Consider the following 23,244-nt stretch of genomic DNA (forward strand, 5'->3'; position numbering starts at 1 on the left):
CGCGGCGATGCCGCACCGGGCGTCAGGAACGGGGAATTACTGCGGCTGGGCGGGCGCGTCGCCTTCGGCGGCCGGATCTGCATCGACGTCGGCGTCGTCCGCTTCCGGCTCATCGCCTTCGCTGCCATCGGCCAGCTTGGGATTGTTCTTCGCTTCCAGCTTGCGCCTGGCTTTTTCCTCGGCTTTCTTCTTCTTTTCCAGCTCTTTTTGCCGTTTTTCGTATTGGAAATTTGTCTTGGCCATTTACTACCTCTTTAGTTTTTAGATGTTACAGATAAGCACATAAGGCACATTATGACGTAATTGAACCAAACACCAAATGTTTAGCCTCGCGGATGATGCTGCGCATGCAGCAGTTTCAGCCGTTCGCGGGCCACATGCGTGTAAATCTGCGTGGTGGAAATATCGGAGTGCCCCAGTAACAATTGCACAACACGCAAGTCCGCGCCATGGTTCAGCAAATGGGTGGCGAACGCGTGGCGCAGGGTATGTGGCGATAGCGGCGCCGTGATGCCGGCACTCAGCGCGTGTTTCTTGATGATGACCCAGAACATTTGCCGCGTCATGGCGCCGCCGCGCCGCGTGACGAACAGCGCATCGTCCATCTGGCCATCGAGGATGACGCCGCGCGCTTCCTTCAGGTAGCGCTCGATCCACAGCCGCGCCTGTTCGCCGAACGGCACCAGCCGCGTCTTGCTGCCCTTGCCCGTGATGCGCAGCACGCCATCGTTCAGGCTAAGTTCCACGGATTTCAAGTCCACCAGTTCCGACACGCGCAAGCCACTCGCGTACATAAGTTCCAGCATCGTGCGCTCGCGCAGGCCCAGCGGCGTGCTCACGTCGGGCGCCGCCAGCAGCGCTTCCACCTGCGCTTCGCTCAGGGTATGCACGAAGCGCGCGGGCTGCTTGGCCGAGACCATCTTCAGGCACGGGTCCGCTGCGATATGTTTTTGCCGCAGGGCCAACTGGTAAAAACGCTTGAGCACGGACAAGCGCCGGTTCGACGACGTGGCCTTGCTCTCGTCGTGACGGGCGGCGAAATATGCTTCGATGTCGGCCGTGGAGACCTCGTACAGGCCCTCGCGTCCGGGCCGCGCCACTTCCAGCCAGCGCGCAAACAAGCGCATGTCGCGCCGGTAGGCGTCCAGCGAGTTTTTCGACAGGCCGTCTTCCAGCCACAGGCTGTCGCAGAATTCATCGATCAAGGTGGCGTTGTCCGGCGCCAGCAGGCTGTTCATCATCGTTTTGACCACCCTATACCCGCCACGCCTTCATGCGCCAGCAGCCAGCGCTTCACGCCCAAGTGGAATCCCGTGGCGTCGTCGTGATGGGCAAAGCCACCCAGGCCACCAGCGGCCGTGACCCGGTGGCAGGGTATGACCACGGGAAACCAGTTGGCGCCGCAGGCCTGGCCCACGGCACGCGGTGCCGAGCCGATCAGGCGCGCCACGTCACCATACGTGCGCACCTGGCCGCGCGGAATGCCGGCAATCGCTGTCCATACGCTTTGCTGGTAGGCGCTGCCCGAGGCGGCCAGCGGCAGGTCAAAGACATAATCGGGATCGAGGAAATAGCGCGCCAGTTGCTGGCAGGCCCGCTCGGAGACGGCATCCTGCGGCGCCTTCTCGTCGAAGTGCGGCGGCAGGTAGACCAGTTCGCATAACTGGCCATCCTGCACGCGCACGCCCATGGCGCCGAAAGGCGCGGCCACGATGGCGCTGAACAGTTCACTGCCCTGTTGTTTTTTCATCTGCTGATCATTATTCAAGTGTGGCATATATGCAACCTGCTGGCGCCGCAAACAGCGCCACGGGAATTATGCACCGACTTTGGGCGTGTCGGCGGACGTTTCCCCCGCACGAAAAAAAAGCGCACCAGTCGGTGCGCTTCAAATATTGCTTCACGTTCCCGGTCGTTTGGGTCCGCCGGTGCCGGCTTGTGGCCGCAGACAGCTATGACTCAACAACTTCTGTGAAACGTGTGTCTCCTCAATATATCCCCGGTATCAATACCGTTTTTATAGACCACTCCCCCACTAACCGTGTTACCAATTCTGTATTTCAGCCTTGCTACCTGGGCGTATAAACATATACGTGTTTCCCCTTAAGGCTGCCCATCATAGCGCATTTATTCGGCCGGATCGACTTTTTTTGCACCATGACGGGGACAGATGCTTTAGCTTTAAATTAAATACCCAGACACGCCAGCACTTGTGATATGCCATCTGCGGCGGAACTGCCAGCAACTACTTTGCACTTTCCCGGTTGATGGCGGAAATCCACTCTCGGCCAATGCGGCTTTCCATGGTTTTCTGCACCGGAGCCAGGGCGCGACGCCACTCCGCCTGCTCCTGCAACGTCAAGGTGTATATCTGCGTCTTGCCGCTCTTGCGGATCGCCTCCAGGGCCTTGTCGTTGTCGCTCTGCGCAATCGCCTTTTCAAAGGTGGTCGCTTCCTTCATGGCCTTTTCCAGCTGACTGCGTATATCGGATGGCAAGCCATCCCAGAACTTCTTGTTGACGATGACGGCGTAACCCAGGTAGCCATGGTTGGAAACGGTCAGGTGCTTTTGTACTTCATGCATCTTTTGCGTGTACATGTTCGACGGCGGGTTTTCCGTACCGTCGACCACGCCCGTTTGCAAGGCGCGGTAGGCTTCCGAAAACGCCAGCGCCTGGGGGTTGGCGCCCAGTGCGCGCATCTGCGCATCAAGCACGTTCGACGACTGGATGCGCATCTTCAGGCCCTTGAAGTCGGCTGGATGGTGCAGCGGCCGGTTGGCGGACATCACCTTGAAACCGTTATCCCAGTAGGCCAGGCCCGTGATGCCCTTCGGCTCAAGCTTTTTCAGCAAGCCCTTGCCGACTTCGCCTTCGGTGACGTTATACAGTGCCGTCTTGGTGGGGAAGATATAGGGCAGGTCGAAAACCTCGAACTCTTTCACGCCCAGCGGGCCGAACTTAGCCAGCGAGGGCGCCAGCATTTGCACGGCGCCCAGTTGCAGGGCTTCAAGTTCTTCCTTGTCCTTGTACAACTGGCTGTTCGGGTAAAGTTCCACCCGGACCTTGCCGTGCGTGGCCTTCTCGGCCAGCAGTTTGAAACGCTCTGCCGCCTGGCCTTTCGGCGTCTCGGGCGCGACCACGTGGCTGAATTTGATGACGATGGGCGCCTGTGCCTGGACGGGAACGCCAAAGCCAGCGCCGATCGCCACGCAGAGCATGGCCAGCATAGATTTCATTTGCATTGCGGTCTCCGTGGCGATATCAGATGCCTTATTATTGATCTGCGCCGATAATGTGCGAAAGAAATCAACGAAACTATTGTGGTTAACCACAATAGTTTCGGCCTAAGAACGCGCTACCCTGCGAGCCATGAAAATACCACCCACCTTCGCGCGCCGCCTGCAGTTTACCAGTCCCGTGCGTTGGCTGCTGCCGGTGATCCTGCTGCTGCTGTTCCTCGCCATCCTGTTCTGGCTGCCATGGCAGGCACGCCAGATGGAAAGCAATGAGCGCCAGGAGCAGCTGATCGCCGATACGCTGTGGGTCGAGCAGACGATCCGCTTCCAACTGGCGCGCAATGAAGAAAGCCTGTACAACCTGGGCGCAGACACCGCCAGCGGCGTCGTGCCGCCTGCGCGGGTGCGCGAGCGGCTGCAGCAAATGCTCAGGAATGGCCGCGAGCTGCAGCGCGTGGTCTGGCTCAATGCCGCTGGCAAGGTACTGGCGTCGAGCGACAGCACCTTGCCACAAGAAGCCAGCACGATACTCTCGCCTGCTTCGCTGACAACGGGCGACAATGCCCGCCGGCTGCACCGTGGCCAGTATGCCCAGCCTGCGCGGCACAGCGGCTTTCCCGACGCGCCGCCGGGCGCCATGCTGATGGATTACCACCAGCCCCTGTTCGATGGCCAGCGCTATGTAGGCAGTCTGGTGGCCACCTATCAGATCAGCAGCCTGCTCGATGAAATGGTGCCGTGGTGGTTCGCCCAGGATAACCAGATTTCGCTGATCGACCGTGACGACAAGGTACTGGTACAGCGCGCCGCCGCCGGTCCCGGCCACGGCGTGTACACGCACAAGCGCGCGCTCGACGTGCCAGGCGCGAACATCACCCTGTTTACCGACAGCGTGAAAAGCCAGCCCAAGCTGCTGCCCAATTTGCTGGTCGGCTCCGTCATCGCCCTGTCGCTGGGTTTGCTGTGGAGCTTGCTGGCCCTGTGGCGGCATATTTCGCGCCGCCTGGTGGCCGAAGGCGCGCTGCGCCAGCAGATGCTGTTTCGCACGGCGATGGAAAACTCGCTGGTGACGGGCATGCGCGCGCGCGACCTGGAAGGGCGCGTCACCTATGTCAATCCCGCGTTTTGCCAGATCGTCGGCTATCCGCCCGAGGAAATCCTGGGGCGTTTGCCGCCCATGCCCTACTGGGTGCCCGAGGCGCTGGAGGAATACCAGCAGCGCTTCGTCAAGGCCCTGGCCGGCAATCCCACGCCGCAGTTCGAAACCTATTTCCAGCGCCCCGACGGCACGCGCGTGGCGGTGCTGATCTTCGAAGCGCCGCTGGTGGACAAGAACGGCCAGCAGACAGGCTGGATGGGTTCCGTGCTCGATATCTCGGACCGCAAGCGGGTCGAGGAACTGAATCGCCAGCAGCAGGAAAAACTGCAAACGAGTTCGCGCCTGGCCACCATGGGCGAGCTGGCGTCGATGCTGGCACATGAGCTGAACCAGCCGCTGGCGGCCATTTCCAGCTACACCACGGGGGCGCTGAACCTGATCCGCCGCGCCATCGAGCATGACGCCCCCGTCGATCCGGGCACCCTGAAACCGGCGCTGGAACAGGCCAGCGCGCAGGCCCAGCGGGCCGGCCAGATTATCCGCAGCGTGCACGATTTCGTGCGCAAGAGCGAGCCGCAGCGCCAGGATATCGCCATCCGCACCCTGATCGACGGCATCCGCGCGCTGATCGACCTGCAGGCGCGCAAATACTATGTCACCATCCAGGAAGAGCTGCCGCCGGACCTGCCGCTGCTGCGCGCCGACCCCGTGATGATCGAACAGGTGCTGCTGAACCTGACGCGCAACGCCATCGAGGCGATGCAGGATGCGGCGCCGGGACGGCGTATCATGCGCCTGCGGGCCAGTCACGACGCGCAGCAAGGCATGGTGACGGTGGACGTGATCGATCATGGCCATGGCATCCCGCAGGACGTGGCCGAGCGGCTGTTTTCGCCATTTTTCTCGACCAAGTCCGAAGGCATGGGCATGGGCCTGAACATCTGCCGCACCGCCATCGAATTTCACGGCGGCGCGCTGACCTTTAACGCCAACCCCGCTGGCGGTACTATCTTTACATTCAGTGTGCCGGCCGCGCCGCGCGCGCCGCACTAACCAATAACGAATAACGACGAGCCGGAGACCCCATGCTACACATCATCGACGACGAAGAGGTCGTACGCGATTCCCTGTCCTGGCTGGCCGCCTCGCGCGGCATCGAGGCGCGCAACTACGCCAGCGCCCAGCAATTCCTCGATAGCCTCGACGGCAGCTTCGACGCCGCCGGCGACTGTGTGCTGCTCGACGTGCGCATGCCCGACATGAACGGCATCGCCCTGTTCGACCAGCTGGTCAAGCGCGACCTGACGGCGCGCCTGCCCGTGATTTTCCTCACCGGCCACGGCGACGTTCCGATGGCCGTCGACAGCCTGAAACGGGGCGCCTTCGATTTCTTTGAAAAGCCGTTCAACGACAACGACCTGATGGACCGCGTGCAGCAGGGCCTGGCCAACTCGCGCCAGGCGGGCGAGCTGGCCGCCGTGCACGCGCGCCTGGCCACCCTGTCGACGCGCGAACGCGAAGTGCTGGACCTGATTTTGGCGGGCAAGATGAACAAGGTGGTGGCCGACAAGCTGGGTATCAGCATGCGCACCGTGGAAGTCCACCGCGCGCATATCTTCGACAAGATGCAGGTCAAGACGGCGGTGGAGCTGGCGGGGTTGTTGAAGTAAGGAGTGTCCTGTACGCTTAACGCGTCAGCATGACAGTCGAGACCTTGCTGTCGGCCACGGTGACTTCCGTCGTGATCGTACCGCCTTGCTTGCTTTCGACGGGGGTGAATGCGCCGGGATAGAACACAGACCAGCTCACGTTGGTGGTGACGTAATACGTGCCATCGGGCACATCCGTGAATTCGAACCTTCCTTCGCTGTCGGCCATGGTCGTACGGTCATAGTCACGGATCTTCGGACTGACGGTGCCGACTACCTGGCGTTTATACAGCGACGCCGGCAACATCGCCAGCTTGCGCGCATATTCCGTCTTCGGACGCAAGGTGACCTTCTCGCCACCAGCCTTCTTGAATTCACCGCCTTTGGTCTTCATGAAGGCCTGTCCCTTGACGCCGCCACTGCCGGTTTTACTCAAGGCATCATATTCCGCCTGCTGGAATTCTGGCATGACAACAGGCGGACGCGGAGTGGAACACCCCATCAGCACAACAGCCAGCACACTCAAAAATAGTAATTTCAACATTTCCTCCTGAATATTATTTCCCAAAAAAAACAATTATATGCAATTGAAAAGTTAAAAACCAGACAATCATTTCATGCGCAGTACGGGCCGGCTGGTGGGGCTGTTCAGTAATTATTCATCATGGTGTTCGTGATGCTCCGCCGCCCCATGCTTCCAATAGCTCGCCACATGCAGATGCTGCTTCGGCACCCCGGCGTCGATAAAGTGCCCGCGCAAACCCTGCACCTGTGCATGCTCGCACGCGACCCACACGTAGCCATCACCATCCTGCGGCAAGGCGACCTGCGCCAACGCTTCCAGTAGCAGCGGCCCCTTGCGGCCATTGCGCGCCACCCAGCGCACGTCCAGCTGCGCCGCGCAATCGAGCGCGATCTGTTCGCCGTCTTCGACGATCTCGATCAAGGCCATCGCTCGCGCCGTGGCTGGCAGTTGCTCCAGGCGGCGGGCAATCGCCGGCAAGGCCGTCTGGTCGCCCACCAGCACATACCAGTCGAAGTCCAACGGCACCAGCATCGAGCCGCGCGGGCCGCCAACGCCCAGGGTCTGGCCGGGCGCAGCTTGCGCCGCCCAGCTGGCCGCGGGGCCGTCGCCATGCAGCACGAAGTCGATTTCCAGCTCGCGCCGCGCGGCGTCGTAGCGGCGAGGCGTGTAGTTGCGGGCGATGGGACGCGCGCCTTGCGCGTACTGGATGGGATTCGGGCCATTGCCCAGCACGGGGAACACGGGCGTTGCCTCGCCCGGGGCGGGGAAGAACAGTTTCACGTGGTCGTCGTGCGCGGGCGAGACAAAGCCTTCCAGGTCGTCACCCGACAGGGTGATGCGGCGCATGTGCGGCGTCAGCTGCTCGGTGCGCACGACGGTCAGTACTCGCAGTTTCAAGTCATGCCGCACGCGCTCGATAGCGTGCTGGCGTGGCGCTGTAGGTGATGCAGTAGTCATTGCTTATCCTTGTAAAGTAGGCTCAGTGGCCGTCGACGATGGCGTTCGCCGCCTGTTCCAGCACGGCGGAGACGCGCTCGGCTTCCGTATCGCTCCAGTTGGTCTTGTTCAGCAACAGCGCATGCTTGAGGGTGTGCATGGCCTGGCGCACGCGCTCGGGCAAGGCGTTGCGCGCCTGGACGCGGGCGAACATGTCGAGGCGGGCCAGGATGCCGTCCACCTGGGCGCGGTTCTCGTCGAGATATGCGCGCCCCAGGTCCGTGATGGTGTAGAGCTTCTTGCCGCTGGCGCTTTCGGAGGACGTCACATGGTCCTGCTCTTCCAGCAGGGTCAAGGTCGGATACACGGCGCCCGGGCTGGGGGCGTACGCGCCGCCGCAACGCTCTTCGATGGCCTTGATGATTTCATAGCCATGACGGGGGCTGATTTCGATCAGCGCCAGCACGATCAGCGGCAAGTCGCCGCGGCCGAAGACGCGCTCGGCCCGCTCGCCGCGCCCACCGCGCCCGCCAGGACCACCGCCCATGCCGTCGCCGCGCTCATCGAAGCCGCGCGGGCCGCGGCCATGCATGAAGTGTTCGTGGCAATGTTCTCCATGGTGGTGATGCTGCTGGCCGCACTGGCCGTGATGATGGTGATGACCGCCGTGGCCGTGTTCTACGTGGTGTGAGTTTCTCATGTTTTCTCTTTAAAGATATATCGTTAGTAGGTATCGTCATTTTATAACGATATATCGATAAGTCAAGGAGAAATTTGTTATGCTCGTCTTTTCATCATCAGGAAGCCCGCCATGTCCGACAAAACCGTCGTTGAAAAAATGGTTGTAAAAAATGCGCAGGCGCTGGCCGTGCTCAATGACGGCGGCGAGCACGCGGCCTTGCTGGCGCAGTTGCCGGCCGAGCGGCGGGTGAGTGAAGGAGAACGCGCCGACTGGATCCTGCTGTTTGCGCGCAGCCGCGCGGAACTGGAGCAGTACCTGCCGGCGGCGCAGGCGCGCCTGGCGCCGGGCGGCGCGCTGTGGGTGGCGTACCGCAAGGGCGGCGTGAAGGCGGGCAGCGACATCCACCGCGACGATCTGCGCAGTTTTGCGCAAACAATAGGACTCGACAGCGTGGCGATGATCGCCATCGATAGTGCGTGGTCGGCGCTGCGCCTGAAGCAGGTTTAAACGAAAATCAAACGATACCGTGCAGGGCCAGCGCCCATTCGACGTGTTCGCGCACGATGGCCGACGGGTGTTCACGGCGCGACAGCAGGGCCGCGACGATGTCGGCCTGGCCTCGGGCCTTGGCGGCCGCGTTGCCCATGCCGACGGCCAGGTTGCGCAGCCAGCGTTCGTGGCCGATGCGGCGGATGGCGCTGCCTTCCATGCGGCGATTGAATTCCTCTTCCGTCCAGGCGAACAGTTCCACCATGCCCGCGCTGCCCAGGCTGTGGCGCTCGTCGAAGTCCGGTACGACGGCGCGCTGGGCGAACTTGTTCCACGGGCAGACGGTCTGGCAATCGTCGCAGCCGTACACCTTGTTGCCGATCAAGGGGCGCATCTCGACGGGAATGGCGCCCTTCAATTCGATCGTCAGGTAAGAGATGCAGCGGCGCGCGTCGAGCTGGTACGGCCCCAGGATGGCTTGCGTCGGGCACACCGTGATGCACGCCGAGCACTGGCCGCAGCGCGGCGTTTCCGGCGGGTCCACCGGCAGCGGCACGTCGATGAGGATCTCGCCAAGGAAAAAGAAGGAGCCGCCCTGGCGGTTGATCAGCAAGGTGTGCTTGCCGCGCCAGCCCAAGCCGCCCTTTTGCGCCAGCTCGACTTCCATCACGGGTGCCGAATCGCTGAAGACGCGGTAGCCGAAGTCGCCGATCTCGCCCTTGATGCGCTCGGCCAGCTGCTGCAGGCGCGAACGCATTACCTTGTGGTAGTCGCGGCCCCGCGCATACACGGAGATCACGGCCGCCGCAGGATCGGCGTCGCGCGTCGCCTCGTGCTCACGCCAGTCGGGCCCCAGCGCCGGCGGCAGGTAATTCATGCGCGCGCTGATGGCGCGCACCGTGCCCGGCACCAGTTCAGCCGGGCGCGCGCGCTTCATGCCGTGGCTGGCCATGTAATCCATTTCGCCGTGATACCCTGCATCGAGCCAAGCTTGCAAGGGCGCTTCCATGTGCGACAGGTCCACGTCGGCGATACGCACCTCGGCAAAACCCAGCTCGCGCCCCCATTCTTTAATGGTGCGCGCCAGGACAGCGAGATCGGTGACGGAGGCGGACATAGGGGACTTTACGGAAAACGGCAGGCGCGCGGGCGGTTACAATGACGGCAGCCTCTATTTTATGCGATATTACTCACACCAAGCGACAATGACCGAACACTTCAAAGCCCACCTCCACGACGAAGCCGGTACCGCCGCGCTGGGCGCCGCGCTGGCGCGCGCGCTGGCGCCGGGCCTGGCAATCTACCTGCACGGCGACCTGGGGGCCGGCAAGACAGCCCTCACGCGCGCCCTGCTGCACGCGGCCGGTCATGCGGGCCACGTGAAAAGCCCCACCTACACCTTGTCCGAACCGTACACGGTGCAGCTCGATGGCCAGAGCGTCAACGTCATCCACTTCGACCTGTACCGCATGGGCAGTGCAGAGGAATTCCTCGACGCCGGTTTTCGCGAAGACTTCGACGGCCGCAATATCTGCATCGTCGAATGGCCGGAGAAAGCCGAACCGGTGCTGCCGCCGGCCGACCTGAATATTTATTTGAACGTTGCGGGTACAGGACGTGATGTAGAATTGCAAGCGTCTTCTGAATTGGGTCTGTCATGCCTTCACCGTCTCAAATTCGCCCCGAACCTTTGATCTCCTCGCCCATCACCCGGCGCACGGTACTCAAGGCCGGCGGCACCCTGCTGTTGTCCGTGTTCGCGCCCATGTCGGCGATGGCGGCGCAAATTCTCGCCGTGCGCGTCTGGCCGGCAGAGGACTACACCCGCGTCACCCTAGAAAACGACAGCATCCTCAAGGCGACCCACTTCATCGTCAAGGACCCGGAACGGCTGGTGGTCGACATCGAAGGGCTGGAACTCAATCCCACCTTGAAGGGCCTGGTGGCGAAGATCCAGTCGAACGACCCATATATCAAGCAGGTGCGCGTAGGCCAGAACCGGCCCAACGTGGTGCGCCTGGTGTTCGACCTGAAAGAGGAAGTCACGCCGCAGCTGTTTACGCTGCCGCCGGCCGGCTCCTACAACCACCGTTTGATCTTCGACCTGTATCCCGTGCGCGAGCCGGACCTGATCGCGCAAATGATCGAAAAGGGCGACTGGTCGAGCGACCCGGCCAAGCCACCGATGGCAGGCACGCATACGCCGCCGCCCGCGCTGCCCCTGCCCGAGAGCAGCAAGCCGCCCGTGGCCGCAGTGGCGCCGCCGATAGCGCCCATCGTGCCGCCCGTACCCGATATCCGCCCGGAACAGCGCCCCGAAGCACGCCCGTTGCCTGGCCAAAAAGTGGTGCGCATGATTACCATCGCGCTTGACCCAGGCCACGGCGGCGAAGACCCTGGCGCCATGGGCAGCCGGGGCAGCCGTGAAAAAGACGTGGTTCTGGCCATCGCCAAGCGCCTCAAGACCAAGCTGGAACTGCAACCGAACATGCGCGTCATGCTCACGCGCGACGCCGATTTCTTCGTCCCTCTGGGCATGCGCGTGGAAAAGGCGCGCAAGGTGCAGGCCGACCTGTTCGTCTCGATCCATGCCGATGCGTTCATCCAGCCGACGGCGCGCGGCTCGTCCGTCTTCGTGCTGTCCGAGAAAGGCGCCACCTCGACGGCCGCGCGCTGGCTGGCCAACAAGGAAAATCAGGCCGACCTGATCGGCGGCGTGAACATCAAGAACCACGACAAGCAGCTGGCCAGCGTATTGCTCGACCTGTCGACGACGGCGCAGATCAATGACAGCATGAAGCTGGGCAAGGCCGTGCTGCGCGAAATCGGCGGCATCAACCGCCTGCACAAGGGTTCCGTCGAACAAGCCGGCTTCGTCGTGCTGAAAGCGCCGGACATCCCCTCCATCCTGATCGAGACGGCTTTCATCTCGAATCCGGAAGAAGAAGCCAAGCTGACCGACAACGGTTACCAGGATCAGATGGCGGACGCCATCGTCACGGGCATCAAGAATTACTTTGCCAAGAATCCGCCGCTGGCGAAAAGCCGTTTGACCTGACATGAAAGCCTAGCATGAGCGAGAGTATCTTTGGCGAGCTGCCGGCCGTGACCATCCGCGCCGCCGATGGCGCGCAAGCGACCGTCACCCTGTACGGCGGCCACCTGGTCTCGTGGCAGACCAGCGATGGCCAGGAGCGCCTGTTCTGCAGCCGCGCATCGAGCCTCGATGGCAGCCGCGCCATCCGTGGCGGCGTGCCCGTGATCTTTCCCCAGTTCGGCGCGCGCGGCACGGGCATGCGCCACGGCTTTGCGCGCGTGGCGACGTGGCAGCTGGAATCGACCGGCGACGCCGATGGCGCTGCATGGGCGCAATTTGCCCTGACCCAGGCTGACTTGCCGGAAGCGATCGCCGCCAGCTGGCCTTGGGCCTTCACCCTGCGCCTGCGCGTGGCGGTGCAAGGCCAATCGCTGGAGCTGAACCTGTCCGTGCACAACTCGGGCGAGCAGGCGTTCCCGTTCTCGGCCGCCCTGCACAGCTATTTTGCGATTGATCAATTGAGCGAAGCGCGCGTTGGCGGCTTGCAGCGCGTGCGCTATTCGGACGAGACGCCGCAAGATGCCTTGCAGGCGGAAGAGGTGCTGCAATTCGCGGACAAGCTGGACCGCATTTATTACCAGTTGCCGGGCGCCTTGCACCTGCAGTCTGGCAGCCACACGCTGCGCCTGGAGCAGCAGGGCTTCACGGATGCCGTCGTGTGGAACCCCGGCGCGCAAGACGCCGCCTCCCTGCCCGACCTGGCCGACGACGAATACCAGCGCTTCATCTGCATCGAACCGGCCCTGATCCAGCCCGATACACTGGCCGCCGGCGCCGAGTGGGTCGGCCGCCAGCACCTCGAATTCGTTTAATTCGACTCTTTGATGATGCGTCCATTCCCCGGTTGGATGGGACGTGCATTTAACGGATACAAGCGGCTGAACAGCGCCATCTGCGCCGGCGAGGCCTGGACCGGCTGCTTCATCACCATCCACAGCACGCCTTCGCTGCAAGGCGGCTCCGTCATCGATCCCATGTAGGTGTAGTAATCGCGCCGCGCCGGCAGCATTTCGGCCGGGTCGAGCAGGATCGTGGGATGCATGGTCTCGAATTTTTCCAGCGGCAGATTGTTCCACACGGTCTGGATGGTCGCTTGCGGCGCGCCCCGCTCCAGCAGCAGCGCCAGCACGGCTTGACGCCCTTCCGCGTCGCGGTGCACCAGGTGCACTACCATTTCAAAGGCCTTGCCATTGATGCGCTCTTCGGACGGGCGGTGGAAATGGAATTGCTGCAGCTCGAACATGCGGTTCTGCACCGTGATGTAATTGCCGCCACTCACGCCCACCTGCACCGTGTGGCCGTTATCGACCACATTGAACGACGATGGATGGTAGTCAAAACTGATCTGCTCGACCTCTACCTTCATGCCATCGCGGATATCGATCGGCGACTGGCGGTTGCCATTGCCGCACTTGGCCCAGTCGACATTGATCTTGCTCCAGTTGGCCGGGCCGCTGTCGCCCTCGTACGACCAGTGCGTGCCGCGTGCCACGGGCGGCGGTGGCGGCGGCGCGGCCTTCACCACGGCAGCGCGCTTGGCGCGGGCGGCGGCGCGGGCCGCCTGGGTGGCGCGCATTTCCGCCAGGCGCGCCGCGATGCGTTCGGACAGGTCGACTTCGGCCGCTTCTTCCTTCTCGCGCGCCGTGGGCGCGACGACAACAGGCGCCTTGACCTCCTTGCCCTTCACCGATTCGGTCAGGGTTTTCATGGCGGCCGCGCGCGCTGACGCCGACATCGGTGCGCTCGCAGGCGCGGATGCGGCGGCGCTCGCCGAAGCGGGGGCATCTTTGGCGCTTGCCATGACCGCCATCGCGGCAAGGCTGCAAGCTAACAGGGCGCTCAAATGTCGCATGGAAATCCAGAAAGTGAGAATACCCTCTGGTTTACGGCTGGAAAGCAACAAAACTTGAATCAGCGTGGGAGTAAAACAGAAACGACGAAGAGAAAAACGGGATCCGGGGCCGGCTGCGGGCTGTGCCGCAGCGCGCTTGCCCCGGATCCATGCGGGCTTACGCCGACTTGCCGACCATGCGCTTGTAGAGTTTCCACATGCCGCCCAGTACCACCGGCACGACGGCGGCGCCGACACCGATCAGCACGATCAAGGTCAGGTGGTCGCGGATCCACGGGATATTGCCGAAGAAGTAGCCCGCCGTCACCAGACCGACCACCCACAACAGGGCGCCCGTCACGTTGTACATCTGGAAGCGCGCATGCGTCATGTCGGAAATGCCGGCCACGAACGGGGCGAAGGTGCGCACCACCGGCACGAAACGGGCCAGGATGATGGTCTTGCCACCGTGCTTTTCAAAGAATTCATGCGTACGGCGCATGGCATCCTTGTTGATCCAGCGGTAATCGTGGGTAAACACCCTTTGCCCGATGGCCTCGCCTATCCAGTAATTGAGCGTGTTGCCCGTGACGGCGGCCGTCACCAGCAAGGCGATCAGCAAGCCCAGGTGCATCTGTCCCGTCGCGCAAAACGCGCCGGCGATAAACAATAAGGTATCTCCAGGGAAGAAAAACAGTACCACGAGGCCTGTTTCGCAAAAAATAATGGCAAACAGCACTGCATACACGAGGGTACCGTACTGCTCGATCAAGAGACCCAGCGTCTTGTCGACATGCACGATCATGTCGAGGAATTGCACAAAATCCATATATTTTTCCCTAAAGGTAGCGGCGGAATCATACACCACCCGGACAGCGCAACGGCAGTCCCCGGGCCGATATTTTATGATTAATTCGGCAGCGCCCTTGGCTGCGTGGCATTTTAAGTAAAGGTTAAGGAATTGGCGTATCGGCAGACAACTATCACAATTGCGATATGCAATGTTTTTCCAACGAAATATTGCCATTCCGGTATACACTTTCTGACCAGCGCAACCCGCGCCGACCAGGAGAAAACATGCATCGATCCCCACTGAGCGGCCTGACCATGGCCACCGTACTGGGCCTTGCTCATCTGACTGCCCACGCGGCGCCCGTCCAGATCCAGGCGCCCGCCGAACTGCCTGCCAAGGCGACCTTGGCCGACGTGATCAAGGCCTCGAAACCGTCCGACTGGCGTCCGCTGGACCCGGACAACACCCTGTACCTGGACATTCCCGCCGGCCGCGTCGTGATCGAACTGGCGCCCGATTTCGCGCCCAAGCACGTGGCCAACATCAAGGCCCTGGTGGCCGAACAGTATTACGACGGCCTGGCCATCACGCGCGCGCAGGACAACTGGGTGGCGCAGTGGGGCGATCCGAACGAGAAAAATCCCAAGCCGATCCAGCACACCCAGCGCACCCTGCCCGGCGAATTCACCGTGCCCTTGAAAAACGTCAAGAGCTTCACCCGCCTGCCGGACCTCGATGGCTATGCGCCGCAAGTGGGCCATTCGAACGGTTTCCCGTCCGCGCGCGATCCGAAGTCCGGCACGGCCTGGCTCACGCATTGCTATGCGACCGTGGGCGTGGGCCGCGACAGCGCCAGCGACAGCGGCGGCGGTACGGAGCTGTACGCCGTCATCGGCCAGTCGCCGCGCCACCTGGATCGCGACATCACTGTCGTCGGCAGAGTCGTCTCCGGCATGCCATTGCTGTCGACCCTGCCGCGCGGCACGGGCCCCATGGGCTTTTATGACAGCCCCGAGAAAAACGTGCCGATCAAGGCCATCCGCCTGGCCGCCAGCGTACAGCCCGAGCAGCGCGCGAACCTGGAAGTGATGCGCACCGACAGCGCCGCCTACCAGGCCGTGCTGGAAGCCCAGCGCCACCGCGGCGGCCCGTGGAGCAAGGTCACGGCTGGCCACGTCGACCTGTGCAATGCGCCGATACCGGTGCGGGAGGTGGGCAAGTAAGACCAGCCGCAAGGCAAGGGCTGGGGTCAGCCCTCCGGATGCATTGGCGCCACGCTTTGCGTTGGCGGCGTTGAGGGTCTGACCCCGGTATAATCGCAGCATGAACGCTCCCATCACGCCCCACCGCCCGATCCAGGCCTTGCCTGACCAGTTGATTTCGCAAATCGCCGCCGGCGAGGTGGTCGAGCGGCCATCGGCAGTCGTCAAGGAGCTGCTGGAAAACGCGCTTGACTCGGGCGCCACGCAGATCACGGTGCGGCTGGAAGAAGGGGGCGTGAAACGCATCGCCATCACCGATAATGGCCGCGGCATCGACAAGGATCAGTTGCCGCTGGCCCTTGCGCGCCACGCCACCTCGAAGATCGCCTCCCTGCACGACCTGGAAAACGTGGGCACGCTGGGTTTCCGCGGCGAGGCGCTGGCCTCGATCGCGTCGGTGGCCGCCGTCACCCTGACTTCACGCACGGCGGACGCGGCCCATGCGTGGGAAATCGTCGGCTCGCACAATGGCAGCGTCTCGCCATCATCGGGCGCGCATGGCACCACGGTCGACGTGCAAGACCTGTATTTCAACACGCCCGCGCGCCGCAAGTTCCTCAAATCGGAGCAGACGGAATACGGCCACTGCGCCGAAGTCGTGCGCCGCATCGCCCTGGCGCGGCCGGACGTGGCGTTCTCGCTGTCGCACAATGGCCGCACCATCGACCAGTGGAATATCAGCGAACTGGCCAAGCGCAGCGCCCACATCCTCGGCAATGACTTCGCCGAAGCGCGCCTGGCGCTGGACGAATCGGCCGGCACCCTGCGCATTCACGGCTTTGCCGGCTTGCCGACGGCGTCCAAGGCGCGCGCCGACGGCCAGTTCTTTTATGTCAACGGGCGCTTCGTGCGCGACAAGCTGCTGGTGCACGCCGTGCGCATGGCGTACCAGGACGTGCTGCACGGCGACCGCTTCCCCTCGTATGTGCTGGCGCTCGACCTCGACCCGGCCCTGGTCGACGTCAACGTGCACCCGTCGAAGATCGAAGTACGCTTCCGCGACAGCCGTTCCGTGCACCAGTTCGTCTTCCACGCCGTGCAGCGCGCGCTGGCGCAAACCTCGGCCACGGCGTTTGGCAGCGTACCGGCGCCGCTGCCGGCCGCCTCCACCCTGGGCGGCGATACTGCCGGCGCAGGTTTGGGGGGCCCCGGCATCTGGCGCCGCGAGCAGACGCAGACGTCGTTCGGCGCGCAATTCACGAATACCTTTGCGCCCGCCTCGCCCGGAGCTAACCGCCCCTTCTTTGCCGACGCGCCAGGCATCGCCCAGGACACGGCGGCCTACGGCGCCCTGTTCGGCGGCGCCGCTGCCAACTCTCCCATCACGCAGGTGGAACCGTACATCGCCTCGCCCGAAGCGATGGCGCGCGAAGAATATCCGCTGGGCTTTGCCCTGGCCCAGCTGCACGGCATTTACATCCTGGCGCAAAACACCAAGGGCCTGGTGCTGGTCGACATGCACGCGGCGCACGAGCGCATCCTGTACGAGCAGCTGAAAAACGCGCTGCAGGCGCAAGTCTCGGGCCAGGACATGCAGGTGCAATCGCTCCTGATACCCGTGACGTTCTACGCTGACGCCATCGAAGTGTCGACGGCGAATGAAAACCAGGACACATTAAAAGCACTGGGCTTCGACATCGCCGCCCTGTCGCCCACCACCCTGGCCGTGCGTTCCGTGCCGACCCTGCTGAAAAACGCCGACGCGCAAACCCTGGCCCGCGACGTGCTGCGCGACGTACGCGAATACGGCGGCTCGCGCGTGCTGATCGAACGCCAGAACGAATTGCTCGGCACCCTGGCCTGCCACACGGCCGTGCGCGCCAACCGGATCTTGTCGGTACAGGAAATGAATGCCCTCTTGCGCCAGATGGAGAGCACGGAACGCGCCGACCAGTGCAACCATGGCCGGCCAACGTGGGTGCAGGTCGAGATTAACGCGCTCGATAAACTGTTCCTGCGCGGGCAGTAGGCCGGATTAGCACAGCGTAATCCGACCTACTGCACCACCTTACAAGAGTCAACATGCAAAACACTCAACACCTCCCCCTGGCCGTCGCCATCATGGGCCCCACGGCCAGCGGCAAGACGGCCAGTGCGCTGGCCATCGCGCAAGCCATTCCGTCCGAGATCATCTCCGTCGATTCCGCCCTCGTCTACCGGGGCATGGACATCGGCACGGCCAAGCCGTCGAAAGAGGAACTGGCCCAGGTACCGCATCATTTGATCGACATCATCGACCCGCTCGATGCGTATTCCGTGGCGCAGTTCCGCAACGATACCCTGCGCCTGGTGAGCGAGATCTCCGCGCGCGGCAAGCTGCCGCTGCTCGTCGGCGGCACCATGCTGTACTTCAAGGGCCTGGCCGATGGCCTAGACGACTTGCCCGGCGCCGATCCTGCCTTGCGCGCCCAACTGGAAGAGGACGCGGCCGCCATCGGCTGGCCCGCCATGCATGCGCGCCTGGCGCAGCAGGACCCCGTCACGGCCGCGCGCCTGGCGCCAGCCGATGCGCAGCGCATCGGCCGCGCGCTGGAAATCATCGCCCTGTCCGGCCAGCCCATGTCGGCCCTGCTGGCCCGGCGCGAAAAGACCGTGCTGCCATTTCAATTGCAATCGTTCGCGCTGGAACCGTCGGACCGCGCCGTGCTGCATGCGCGCATCGCCACGCGTTTCGACCTCATGCTGAAGAACGACGCCCTGCTCGATGAAGTGGAGCAGCTGCGCCGGCGCGGTGACCTGCACCCGGGCTTGCCCTCGATGCGCTGCGTGGGCTACCGTCAGGCCTGGGAATATCTCGATGGCCGCATCGACCGCGCCGCCTTGCGCGAGACGGGCATCATCGCCACGCGCCAGCTGGCCAAGCGCCAGCTGACCTGGTTACGCGCCATGCCGGAACGCATCGTCATCGATTGCCTGAGCGCTGACCCGGCCACGGCCATGCTGGCGCAGATCCAGCCATTGCTGACGCCGTTACAAAAATAATTATGCCGGCGCCAGCGCGTGAAAAATCCGCACATTTTTTTGCGCCGGCATTGACAAGGAAATGGGAAGACTGGATAATGCTCGGCTGTTGGGTGATATAGCTCAGTTGGTTAGAGCACAGCATTCATAATGCTGGGGTCGGTGGTTCAAGTCCACCTATCACCACCAAAGAACAAGGATCATGGTTCTGCCATGATCGCAACCAGCATCCGGTCTGACCGGTCTGTTTGGTGATATAGCTCAGTTGGTTAGAGCACAGCATTCATAATGCTGGGGTCGGTGGTTCAAGTCCACCTATCACCACCAAGAATTAGCCGCACCGAAAAACCCGCAACTGCCCCGTGCAGCGGCGGGTTTTTTCATTTCCGGCACCGCCGCGCATGCGGCCTGCACACAACACCTGCCCCATCCGCATGCAATCGGGGATTGTGGCAAGCCGCCACTGGCGCTTACAATGAGAATAATTCTCATTTATATTAATCATCACTCATGTCCATCGCCCAGCCCAGCCTGCAACAGCAAGTGCAGTCGCTCTACAGCGAGCATCACGGCTGGCTGGTCGGCTGGTTGCGCAAAAAACTCAGCTGCCCGCATGGTGCGGCCGATGTGGCGCAAGACACGTTCGTGCGCATCATCGCCTCGCGCGACGCGCTGTTCGGCATGCGCGAGCCGCGCGCCTATCTGTCCACCACGGCAAAGCGATTGCTGCTCGACCGCGCGCGCCGCCAGATACTCGAACGCAGCTACCTCGCGGAACTGGCCCTGCTGGCTGACAGCCTGCCCGGCGCCCCCTCGCCGGACGAGATACTGATGGCCGTGCAGGCACTCGAGCAGATCGCCGCAGCGCTGGGCGGCTTATCGGCCAAGGCACGCGAGGCCTTTTTGCTGCACTACCTGGAAGAACAGCCGCAGGCCGCCGTCGCGGCGCAACTGAACGTCTCCGCGCGCATGGTGCAAAAATACCTGGTGCAAGCCTTGCTGGCGTGCCGCCACGCCTGCCCAGCGATGGCGGCATGAATAGCCCCCGCACCGATGTGGCAGCCGAGCAGGCCGCGCACTGGATCGTGCGCCTGAGCGCCGACGACCCGGCCGAGCGCGACACCGCGCAGGCCGGCTTCGCCGCCTGGAAGGCGGCCGACCCGCTGCACGCGACAGTGGCCGCCGGCATGGAAAACCTGCTGCGTCAGTTGAACGCCGTGCGCGAGCCGGCCGGCGGCGACCATAGGCCCGCGCGCGCCGCCCTGGCCGCCATCGCCCAAAAGCATCCCCGCCAGCGTCTGCGCCAGCTGGCTGCGGCCAGCGCCGTAGCCGTGCTGGTGCTGACAGGTGCGCTGGTCATCAGCGAGCGCCCCGCCTACCTGCTGGCCGACCTGCGCAGCCCCACGGGACAATGGCACACGCACACTCTCGCCGATGGCAGCCAGATTACCCTGGGCAGCGACAGCGCCGTCAACGTGCATTTCAATGCGGGCGAGCGGCATGTGGAGCTGGTGCGTGGCGACATCCTCGTCGACGTGGCCAAGGATGCGCAGCGCCCCTTCATCGTTGACAGCAAGCAGGCGGCGATCCGCGCGCTGGGTACGCGTTTCAGCGTGCGCAGGGACGATGGCGCCACCATCCTGAGCATGCTGGAATCCAAAGTGCTGGCGCAGGTGCCGCAACATCCGGCCGTCGTGGTGCAGGCGGGCCAGCGCACGCGCATCACGGACAATGGCGTGGGGCCGTTGACGGCCATCGATGCCGCCAGCGTGCAGGACGCGTGGCGCGCGCGCCAGCTGGTGGTCGACGACTTGCCGCTGGCCGAGGTGCTCGACGAACTGGCGCGCCACCGCCCCGGCCAGCTGCATTACGACCGCGCACAGATCGCCGGCATCCGCGTGGCCGCCGTGCTGCCGCTGGACGACACGGACAAGGCGCTGCAGCTGTTGATCGACAATTTCCCGCAGCTGCGCATCCGCATGCTGACGCGCTACCTGGTGATGGTCGACGCCCCCGCCAGCGGTCCCGCCAAAAAATAAATCAGAAAATTGTGCGTTCGCGGTTCCACTTTACGCGTCTCGTGCGTCAAGGCAGCTGAGATCATTCAAAAAAGGCTGTCACCATGTACGCTCAAGTCGTTGCCGTTTCTTCCCCGAACACCCTGCGCACGCGTCTGCGCCCGCTGGCCCTGGCGGCCATGCTGCTGGCTGGCGCCGGCCTGCATGTCCAGGCAGTCGCCCAGGCCGTGCCGGCTGTCGCCAGCTACGCCATCCCCGCCGGTCCGCTGGCCGGCGCCCTGAACCGCTATGCCCAGCAGGCGGGCGTGTCCATCGTCATCGACGCCTCCAAGGTGCAGGGTTTGACCAGCGCAGGCCTGAAAGGCAGCTACGCCCTCGAGGACGGCTTCGCCGTGCTGCTGCGCGGCAGCGGCTACGCCATCGGCAAGACGCCCACCGGCTATGTGCTGGTGGCCGCGCCGGCGTCCGCCCCCACGGCGGCGACCAGTGCCGCCTCGGCGGCCGAGCGCACCATGCCCTCGATTACCATCGTCGGCCAGGCCGAACAAGGCGCCACCACGGAAGGCAGCGGCTCCTACACGGCGCGCAAGATCACCATCGGCAAGGGTGAGCAATCGATGAAGGACATCCCGCAATCGGTAAGCGTGCTGACGCGCCAGCGCCTGGACGACCAGGGCATCACGGACTTGCGTGTAGCCGTCAATAACGTCACCGGCGTGGTGGGCGTGCATGGCGTGGGCCCGGGCGTGGTGATCACGGCGCGCGGCTTCCAGATCGATCAATGGCAGTACGACGGCGTGCCAATCGACCGCAACACCTATGCGCTGGGTAACTGGGGCCAGGAAAACATGGTCATCTACGACCGCCTGGAAGTGCTGCGCGGCGCCTCCGGCATGCTGGTCGGCACGGGCAGCCCCGGTGGTTCCGTCAGCCTGGTACGCAAGCGCCCGACCGCCGCGCGCAGTGTCAGCATGACGGCGCGCGCCGGCTCGTGGGACCATTATGGCGCCCAGCTCGACGTCAGCAGCCCCTTGAACGCGGACGCCAGCCTGCGCGGGCGCGTTATTGTCGATGAAGACGATACCCACTCCTTCGTCGACCAGGTGTGGAGCAAGAACCGCACCCTGTATGCGGCGCTCGACTATGACCTGGGACCGGCCACCACCCTGGGCCTGGCCATCAGCAACGTCAATGACCACGGCCGCCCCACCTTCATCGGCCTGCCCCGCTACGCTGACGGCAGCGCGCTGAACCTGCCCCGCTCCACCTTCACGGGCGCCGACTGGAACCGCAGCGAAGCCAGGCAAACCAACGTGTACCTCGACCTGGAACACCATTTCAACAGCCAGTGGAGCCTGAAGGCATCGGCCGTGAACATGAAGGAAAACACCAGCTCCGTGCACCAGCGCGTGGCCTTGCCCATCAAGCCCGACGGCAGCGGCGCGAGCTATGGCGACTTTGGCATGGATTTCGACAACCGCAAGCGCGGCATCGATACCTACGTACGCGGCAAATTCGACGGCCTGGGCATGGCGCAGGAAGTCCTCGTGGGCGCCAGCTATGTCACGATGGCGTCGGACGACGTCTATGCCCGTGCCTGGGAATCCGGTGCGAACATCTTCAACATCAACCACCACCGCCCATGGCAGGATATCGACAGCATCGCCGCGCGCGGCGTGCGTCCCGTCAGTACTTACGAAATACGCCAGAAAGGCCTGTATGGCAGCTGGAACGGCCAGCTAACCAGCAAGCTGAAAGCCGTGCTGGGCGGACGCTTCAGCTGGTATGACTTCGTGTATGCGACGCCCGAAGGTCCCGAAGAACAGCTCAACGCCACCGCCAAGTTCACGCCATCGGCGGCACTGATCTACGCGCTCGATCCGCAATGGTCGGCCTACGCCAGCTATGCCGACATCTTCACGCCGCAAAGTATCCGCGATGCGCAAGACAAGGTCCTCAAGCCCATCACGGGCAGCAACTACGAGGCGGGCATCAAGGGGGAACTGATGGACGGCAAGGTCAACACCTCGCTGGCCGTGTTCCGCTACGACCACAAGAACCGTGCCGTCACCGACTATGATGGGGGCATGGTGTGCCCCGACGGGTACTGCTCGCGTGCCTCGGGCAAGGTGCGCAGCCAGGGCCTGGAAGCGGAAGTGTCGGGCGAAGTGGCGCGCGGCTTGCAGCTGTCGGCCGGCTACGCCTATACGACGACGACCTATCTGAACGACCCGGACAATCAAGGCAAGATCTTTTCCACCTGGACGCCGAAACACATGCTGCGTGTTTGGTCCAGCTATACTCTGCCCGGCGCCTGGGACAAGTTCAGCGTGGGCGCTGGCGCCAACCTGCAAAGCCATACGGTCGATACCGGGTACAAGTTCAAGGTTGCCGGCTTCTCGATCTGGAATGCACGCCTGGCCTGGCAAGCCACGCCGCAAATGGCCCTGTCGCTGAACGTCAACAACGCCTTCGACAAGCGCTATATCATCCCGGCCTACAACACCACCGGGTCGAACAACTACTATGGCGACCCGCGCAACGTGCAGTTCACCTTGAAGTACACGCCGAAGTGGTAGGCTGACACGCTGCGGTGACGGAACAGGCGGGCCGGCATTATGCCGTGCCCGCCCTTTTTTCGTTCAGTGCTAGGCTTGTAGTCG

General features: G+C 63.3%; 23 protein-coding genes and 2 tRNA genes. 15 read left to right on the top strand and 10 right to left on the bottom strand.

The features are described 5' to 3' along the window. Positions 1-36 precede the first annotated feature (36 nt). The 4 genes from ACQ4WY_RS10230 to ACQ4WY_RS10245 form a co-directional block, all read right to left on the bottom strand. Positions 37-243, bottom strand: coding sequence for a hypothetical protein (locus ACQ4WY_RS10230; protein WP_436503889.1), 207 nt, complete (start codon positions 241-243; stop codon positions 37-39). Between the two features lie 80 nt (positions 244-323). After that, the gene (gene xerD / locus ACQ4WY_RS10235) at positions 324-1,241 is read right to left on the bottom strand and encodes a site-specific tyrosine recombinase XerD (protein ID WP_436503890.1); all 918 of its coding nucleotides are present in this window, start codon (positions 1,239-1,241) and stop codon (positions 324-326) included. Continuing rightward, positions 1,238-1,750 carry a methylated-DNA--[protein]-cysteine S-methyltransferase gene (locus tag ACQ4WY_RS10240; protein ID WP_436503891.1) on the bottom strand — a complete coding sequence of 171 codons (513 nt, stop codon included), beginning with the start codon at positions 1,748-1,750 and terminating at the stop codon, positions 1,238-1,240. Before ACQ4WY_RS10240 ends, xerD begins: the two co-directional genes overlap by 4 nt. Positions 1,751-2,245: 495 nt before the next feature. Further along, on the bottom strand, positions 2,246-3,229 hold the full coding sequence (locus ACQ4WY_RS10245; RefSeq protein WP_436504427.1) for a TRAP transporter substrate-binding protein: 984 nt from the start codon (positions 3,227-3,229) through the stop codon (positions 2,246-2,248). Between the two features lie 142 nt (positions 3,230-3,371). Here ACQ4WY_RS10245 and ACQ4WY_RS10250 point away from each other — a divergent pair, with 142 nt between their 5' ends. Next, a complete protein-coding gene (locus ACQ4WY_RS10250) occupies positions 3,372-5,390 on the top strand; it encodes a sensor histidine kinase (RefSeq protein ID WP_436503892.1) in 2,019 nt (672 codons plus the stop codon). Positions 5,391-5,422: 32 nt separating this feature from the next. Next, a complete protein-coding gene (locus ACQ4WY_RS10255) occupies positions 5,423-6,007 on the top strand; it encodes a response regulator transcription factor (protein ID WP_436503893.1) in 585 nt (194 codons plus the stop codon). Positions 6,008-6,023: 16 nt separating this feature from the next. Here ACQ4WY_RS10255 and ACQ4WY_RS10260 read toward each other — a convergent pair whose 3' ends face one another. From ACQ4WY_RS10260 to ACQ4WY_RS10270, 3 genes are all read right to left on the bottom strand, one after another. Continuing rightward, positions 6,024-6,530, bottom strand: coding sequence for a hypothetical protein (locus ACQ4WY_RS10260; RefSeq protein WP_436503894.1), 507 nt, complete (start codon positions 6,528-6,530; stop codon positions 6,024-6,026). Between the two features lie 111 nt (positions 6,531-6,641). Further along, positions 6,642-7,469, bottom strand: coding sequence for a siderophore-interacting protein (locus tag ACQ4WY_RS10265; protein WP_436503895.1), 828 nt, complete (start codon positions 7,467-7,469; stop codon positions 6,642-6,644). A gap of 22 nt (positions 7,470-7,491) precedes the next feature. Beyond that, entirely contained in the window at positions 7,492-8,040 is a 549-nt protein-coding gene (locus tag ACQ4WY_RS10270; protein ID WP_436503896.1) for a PadR family transcriptional regulator, read from the bottom strand. Positions 8,041-8,259: 219 nt separating this feature from the next. On the opposite strand from ACQ4WY_RS10270, the gene ACQ4WY_RS10275 reads away from it, so the two are divergent. Continuing rightward, positions 8,260-8,637: a DUF3052 family protein gene (locus ACQ4WY_RS10275; protein WP_436503897.1), complete on the top strand. Its 378-nt coding sequence runs from the start codon at positions 8,260-8,262 to the stop codon at positions 8,635-8,637. Positions 8,638-8,644: 7 nt separating this feature from the next. On the opposite strand, the gene queG is transcribed toward ACQ4WY_RS10275, so the two are convergent. Further along, on the bottom strand, positions 8,645-9,736 hold the full coding sequence (gene queG / locus ACQ4WY_RS10280) for a tRNA epoxyqueuosine(34) reductase QueG (protein ID WP_436503898.1): 1,092 nt from the start codon (positions 9,734-9,736) through the stop codon (positions 8,645-8,647). 88 nt (positions 9,737-9,824) lie between these two features. Between queG and tsaE the strand changes: the two genes are divergently transcribed. From tsaE to ACQ4WY_RS10295, 3 genes are read left to right on the top strand one after another with little or no spacing between them, the layout of a single operon-like run. Further along, positions 9,825-10,313: a tRNA (adenosine(37)-N6)-threonylcarbamoyltransferase complex ATPase subunit type 1 TsaE gene (gene tsaE, locus ACQ4WY_RS10285; protein WP_034780043.1), complete on the top strand. Its 489-nt coding sequence runs from the start codon at positions 9,825-9,827 to the stop codon at positions 10,311-10,313. Then, positions 10,277-11,677, top strand: coding sequence for an N-acetylmuramoyl-L-alanine amidase (locus tag ACQ4WY_RS10290; protein WP_436503899.1), 1,401 nt, complete (start codon positions 10,277-10,279; stop codon positions 11,675-11,677). Before tsaE ends, ACQ4WY_RS10290 begins: the two co-directional genes overlap by 37 nt. A gap of 14 nt (positions 11,678-11,691) precedes the next feature. Further along, positions 11,692-12,528 carry a D-hexose-6-phosphate mutarotase gene (locus tag ACQ4WY_RS10295; protein WP_436503900.1) on the top strand — a complete coding sequence of 279 codons (837 nt, stop codon included), beginning with the start codon at positions 11,692-11,694 and terminating at the stop codon, positions 12,526-12,528. Here the strand turns inward: ACQ4WY_RS10295 and ACQ4WY_RS10300 are convergent. Further along, positions 12,525-13,424, bottom strand: coding sequence for a carbonic anhydrase (locus ACQ4WY_RS10300; protein ID WP_436503901.1), 900 nt, complete (start codon positions 13,422-13,424; stop codon positions 12,525-12,527). The two genes, ACQ4WY_RS10295 and ACQ4WY_RS10300, sit on opposite strands and share 4 nt — an antisense overlap. On the opposite strand from ACQ4WY_RS10300, the gene ACQ4WY_RS10305 reads away from it, so the two are divergent. Continuing rightward, the gene (locus tag ACQ4WY_RS10305) at positions 13,423-13,626 is read left to right on the top strand and encodes a hypothetical protein (RefSeq protein WP_436503902.1); all 204 of its coding nucleotides are present in this window, start codon (positions 13,423-13,425) and stop codon (positions 13,624-13,626) included. The two genes, ACQ4WY_RS10300 and ACQ4WY_RS10305, sit on opposite strands and share 2 nt — an antisense overlap. Positions 13,627-13,725: 99 nt before the next feature. On the opposite strand, the gene ACQ4WY_RS10310 is transcribed toward ACQ4WY_RS10305, so the two are convergent. Further along, positions 13,726-14,376 (bottom strand): VTT domain-containing protein, encoded by a 651-nt coding sequence (locus ACQ4WY_RS10310; RefSeq protein WP_071075583.1) that lies wholly within the window; start codon positions 14,374-14,376, stop codon positions 13,726-13,728. Between the two features lie 248 nt (positions 14,377-14,624). Between ACQ4WY_RS10310 and ACQ4WY_RS10315 the strand changes: the two genes are divergently transcribed. The 8 genes from ACQ4WY_RS10315 (at position 14,625) to ACQ4WY_RS10350 (ending at position 23,160) form a co-directional block, all read left to right on the top strand. Beyond that, positions 14,625-15,563 (top strand): peptidylprolyl isomerase, encoded by a 939-nt coding sequence (locus ACQ4WY_RS10315; RefSeq protein WP_436503903.1) that lies wholly within the window; start codon positions 14,625-14,627, stop codon positions 15,561-15,563. Positions 15,564-15,663: 100 nt separating this feature from the next. Then, a complete protein-coding gene (mutL, locus tag ACQ4WY_RS10320; RefSeq protein ID WP_353660066.1) occupies positions 15,664-17,571 on the top strand; it encodes a DNA mismatch repair endonuclease MutL in 1,908 nt (635 codons plus the stop codon). A 53-nt stretch (positions 17,572-17,624) separates the two neighbouring features. Further along, complete coding sequence (gene miaA / locus ACQ4WY_RS10325; RefSeq protein ID WP_436503904.1) at positions 17,625-18,584, top strand: tRNA (adenosine(37)-N6)-dimethylallyltransferase MiaA; 960 nt, start codon at positions 17,625-17,627, stop codon at positions 18,582-18,584. Positions 18,585-18,675: 91 nt separating this feature from the next. Then, a tRNA-Met gene (locus ACQ4WY_RS10330) sits at positions 18,676-18,752 on the top strand. Between the two features lie 61 nt (positions 18,753-18,813). Further along, positions 18,814-18,890: transfer RNA gene (locus ACQ4WY_RS10335), tRNA-Met, on the top strand. Positions 18,891-19,073: 183 nt separating this feature from the next. Beyond that, positions 19,074-19,601 carry a sigma-70 family RNA polymerase sigma factor gene (locus tag ACQ4WY_RS10340; RefSeq protein ID WP_436503905.1) on the top strand — a complete coding sequence of 176 codons (528 nt, stop codon included), beginning with the start codon at positions 19,074-19,076 and terminating at the stop codon, positions 19,599-19,601. After that, on the top strand, positions 19,598-20,602 hold the full coding sequence (locus ACQ4WY_RS10345; RefSeq protein ID WP_436503906.1) for a FecR family protein: 1,005 nt from the start codon (positions 19,598-19,600) through the stop codon (positions 20,600-20,602). Before ACQ4WY_RS10340 ends, ACQ4WY_RS10345 begins: the two co-directional genes overlap by 4 nt. An 83-nt stretch (positions 20,603-20,685) precedes the next feature. Next, a complete protein-coding gene (locus ACQ4WY_RS10350) occupies positions 20,686-23,160 on the top strand; it encodes a TonB-dependent siderophore receptor (RefSeq protein WP_436503907.1) in 2,475 nt (824 codons plus the stop codon). The last annotated feature ends 84 nt before the right edge of the window (positions 23,161-23,244 follow it).

It is taken from the genome of Janthinobacterium salmonicoloratum (genome assembly GCF_051380845.1).
GTDB classification, from domain to species: Bacteria; Pseudomonadota; Gammaproteobacteria; order Burkholderiales; family Burkholderiaceae_D; genus Janthinobacterium; species Janthinobacterium lividum_F.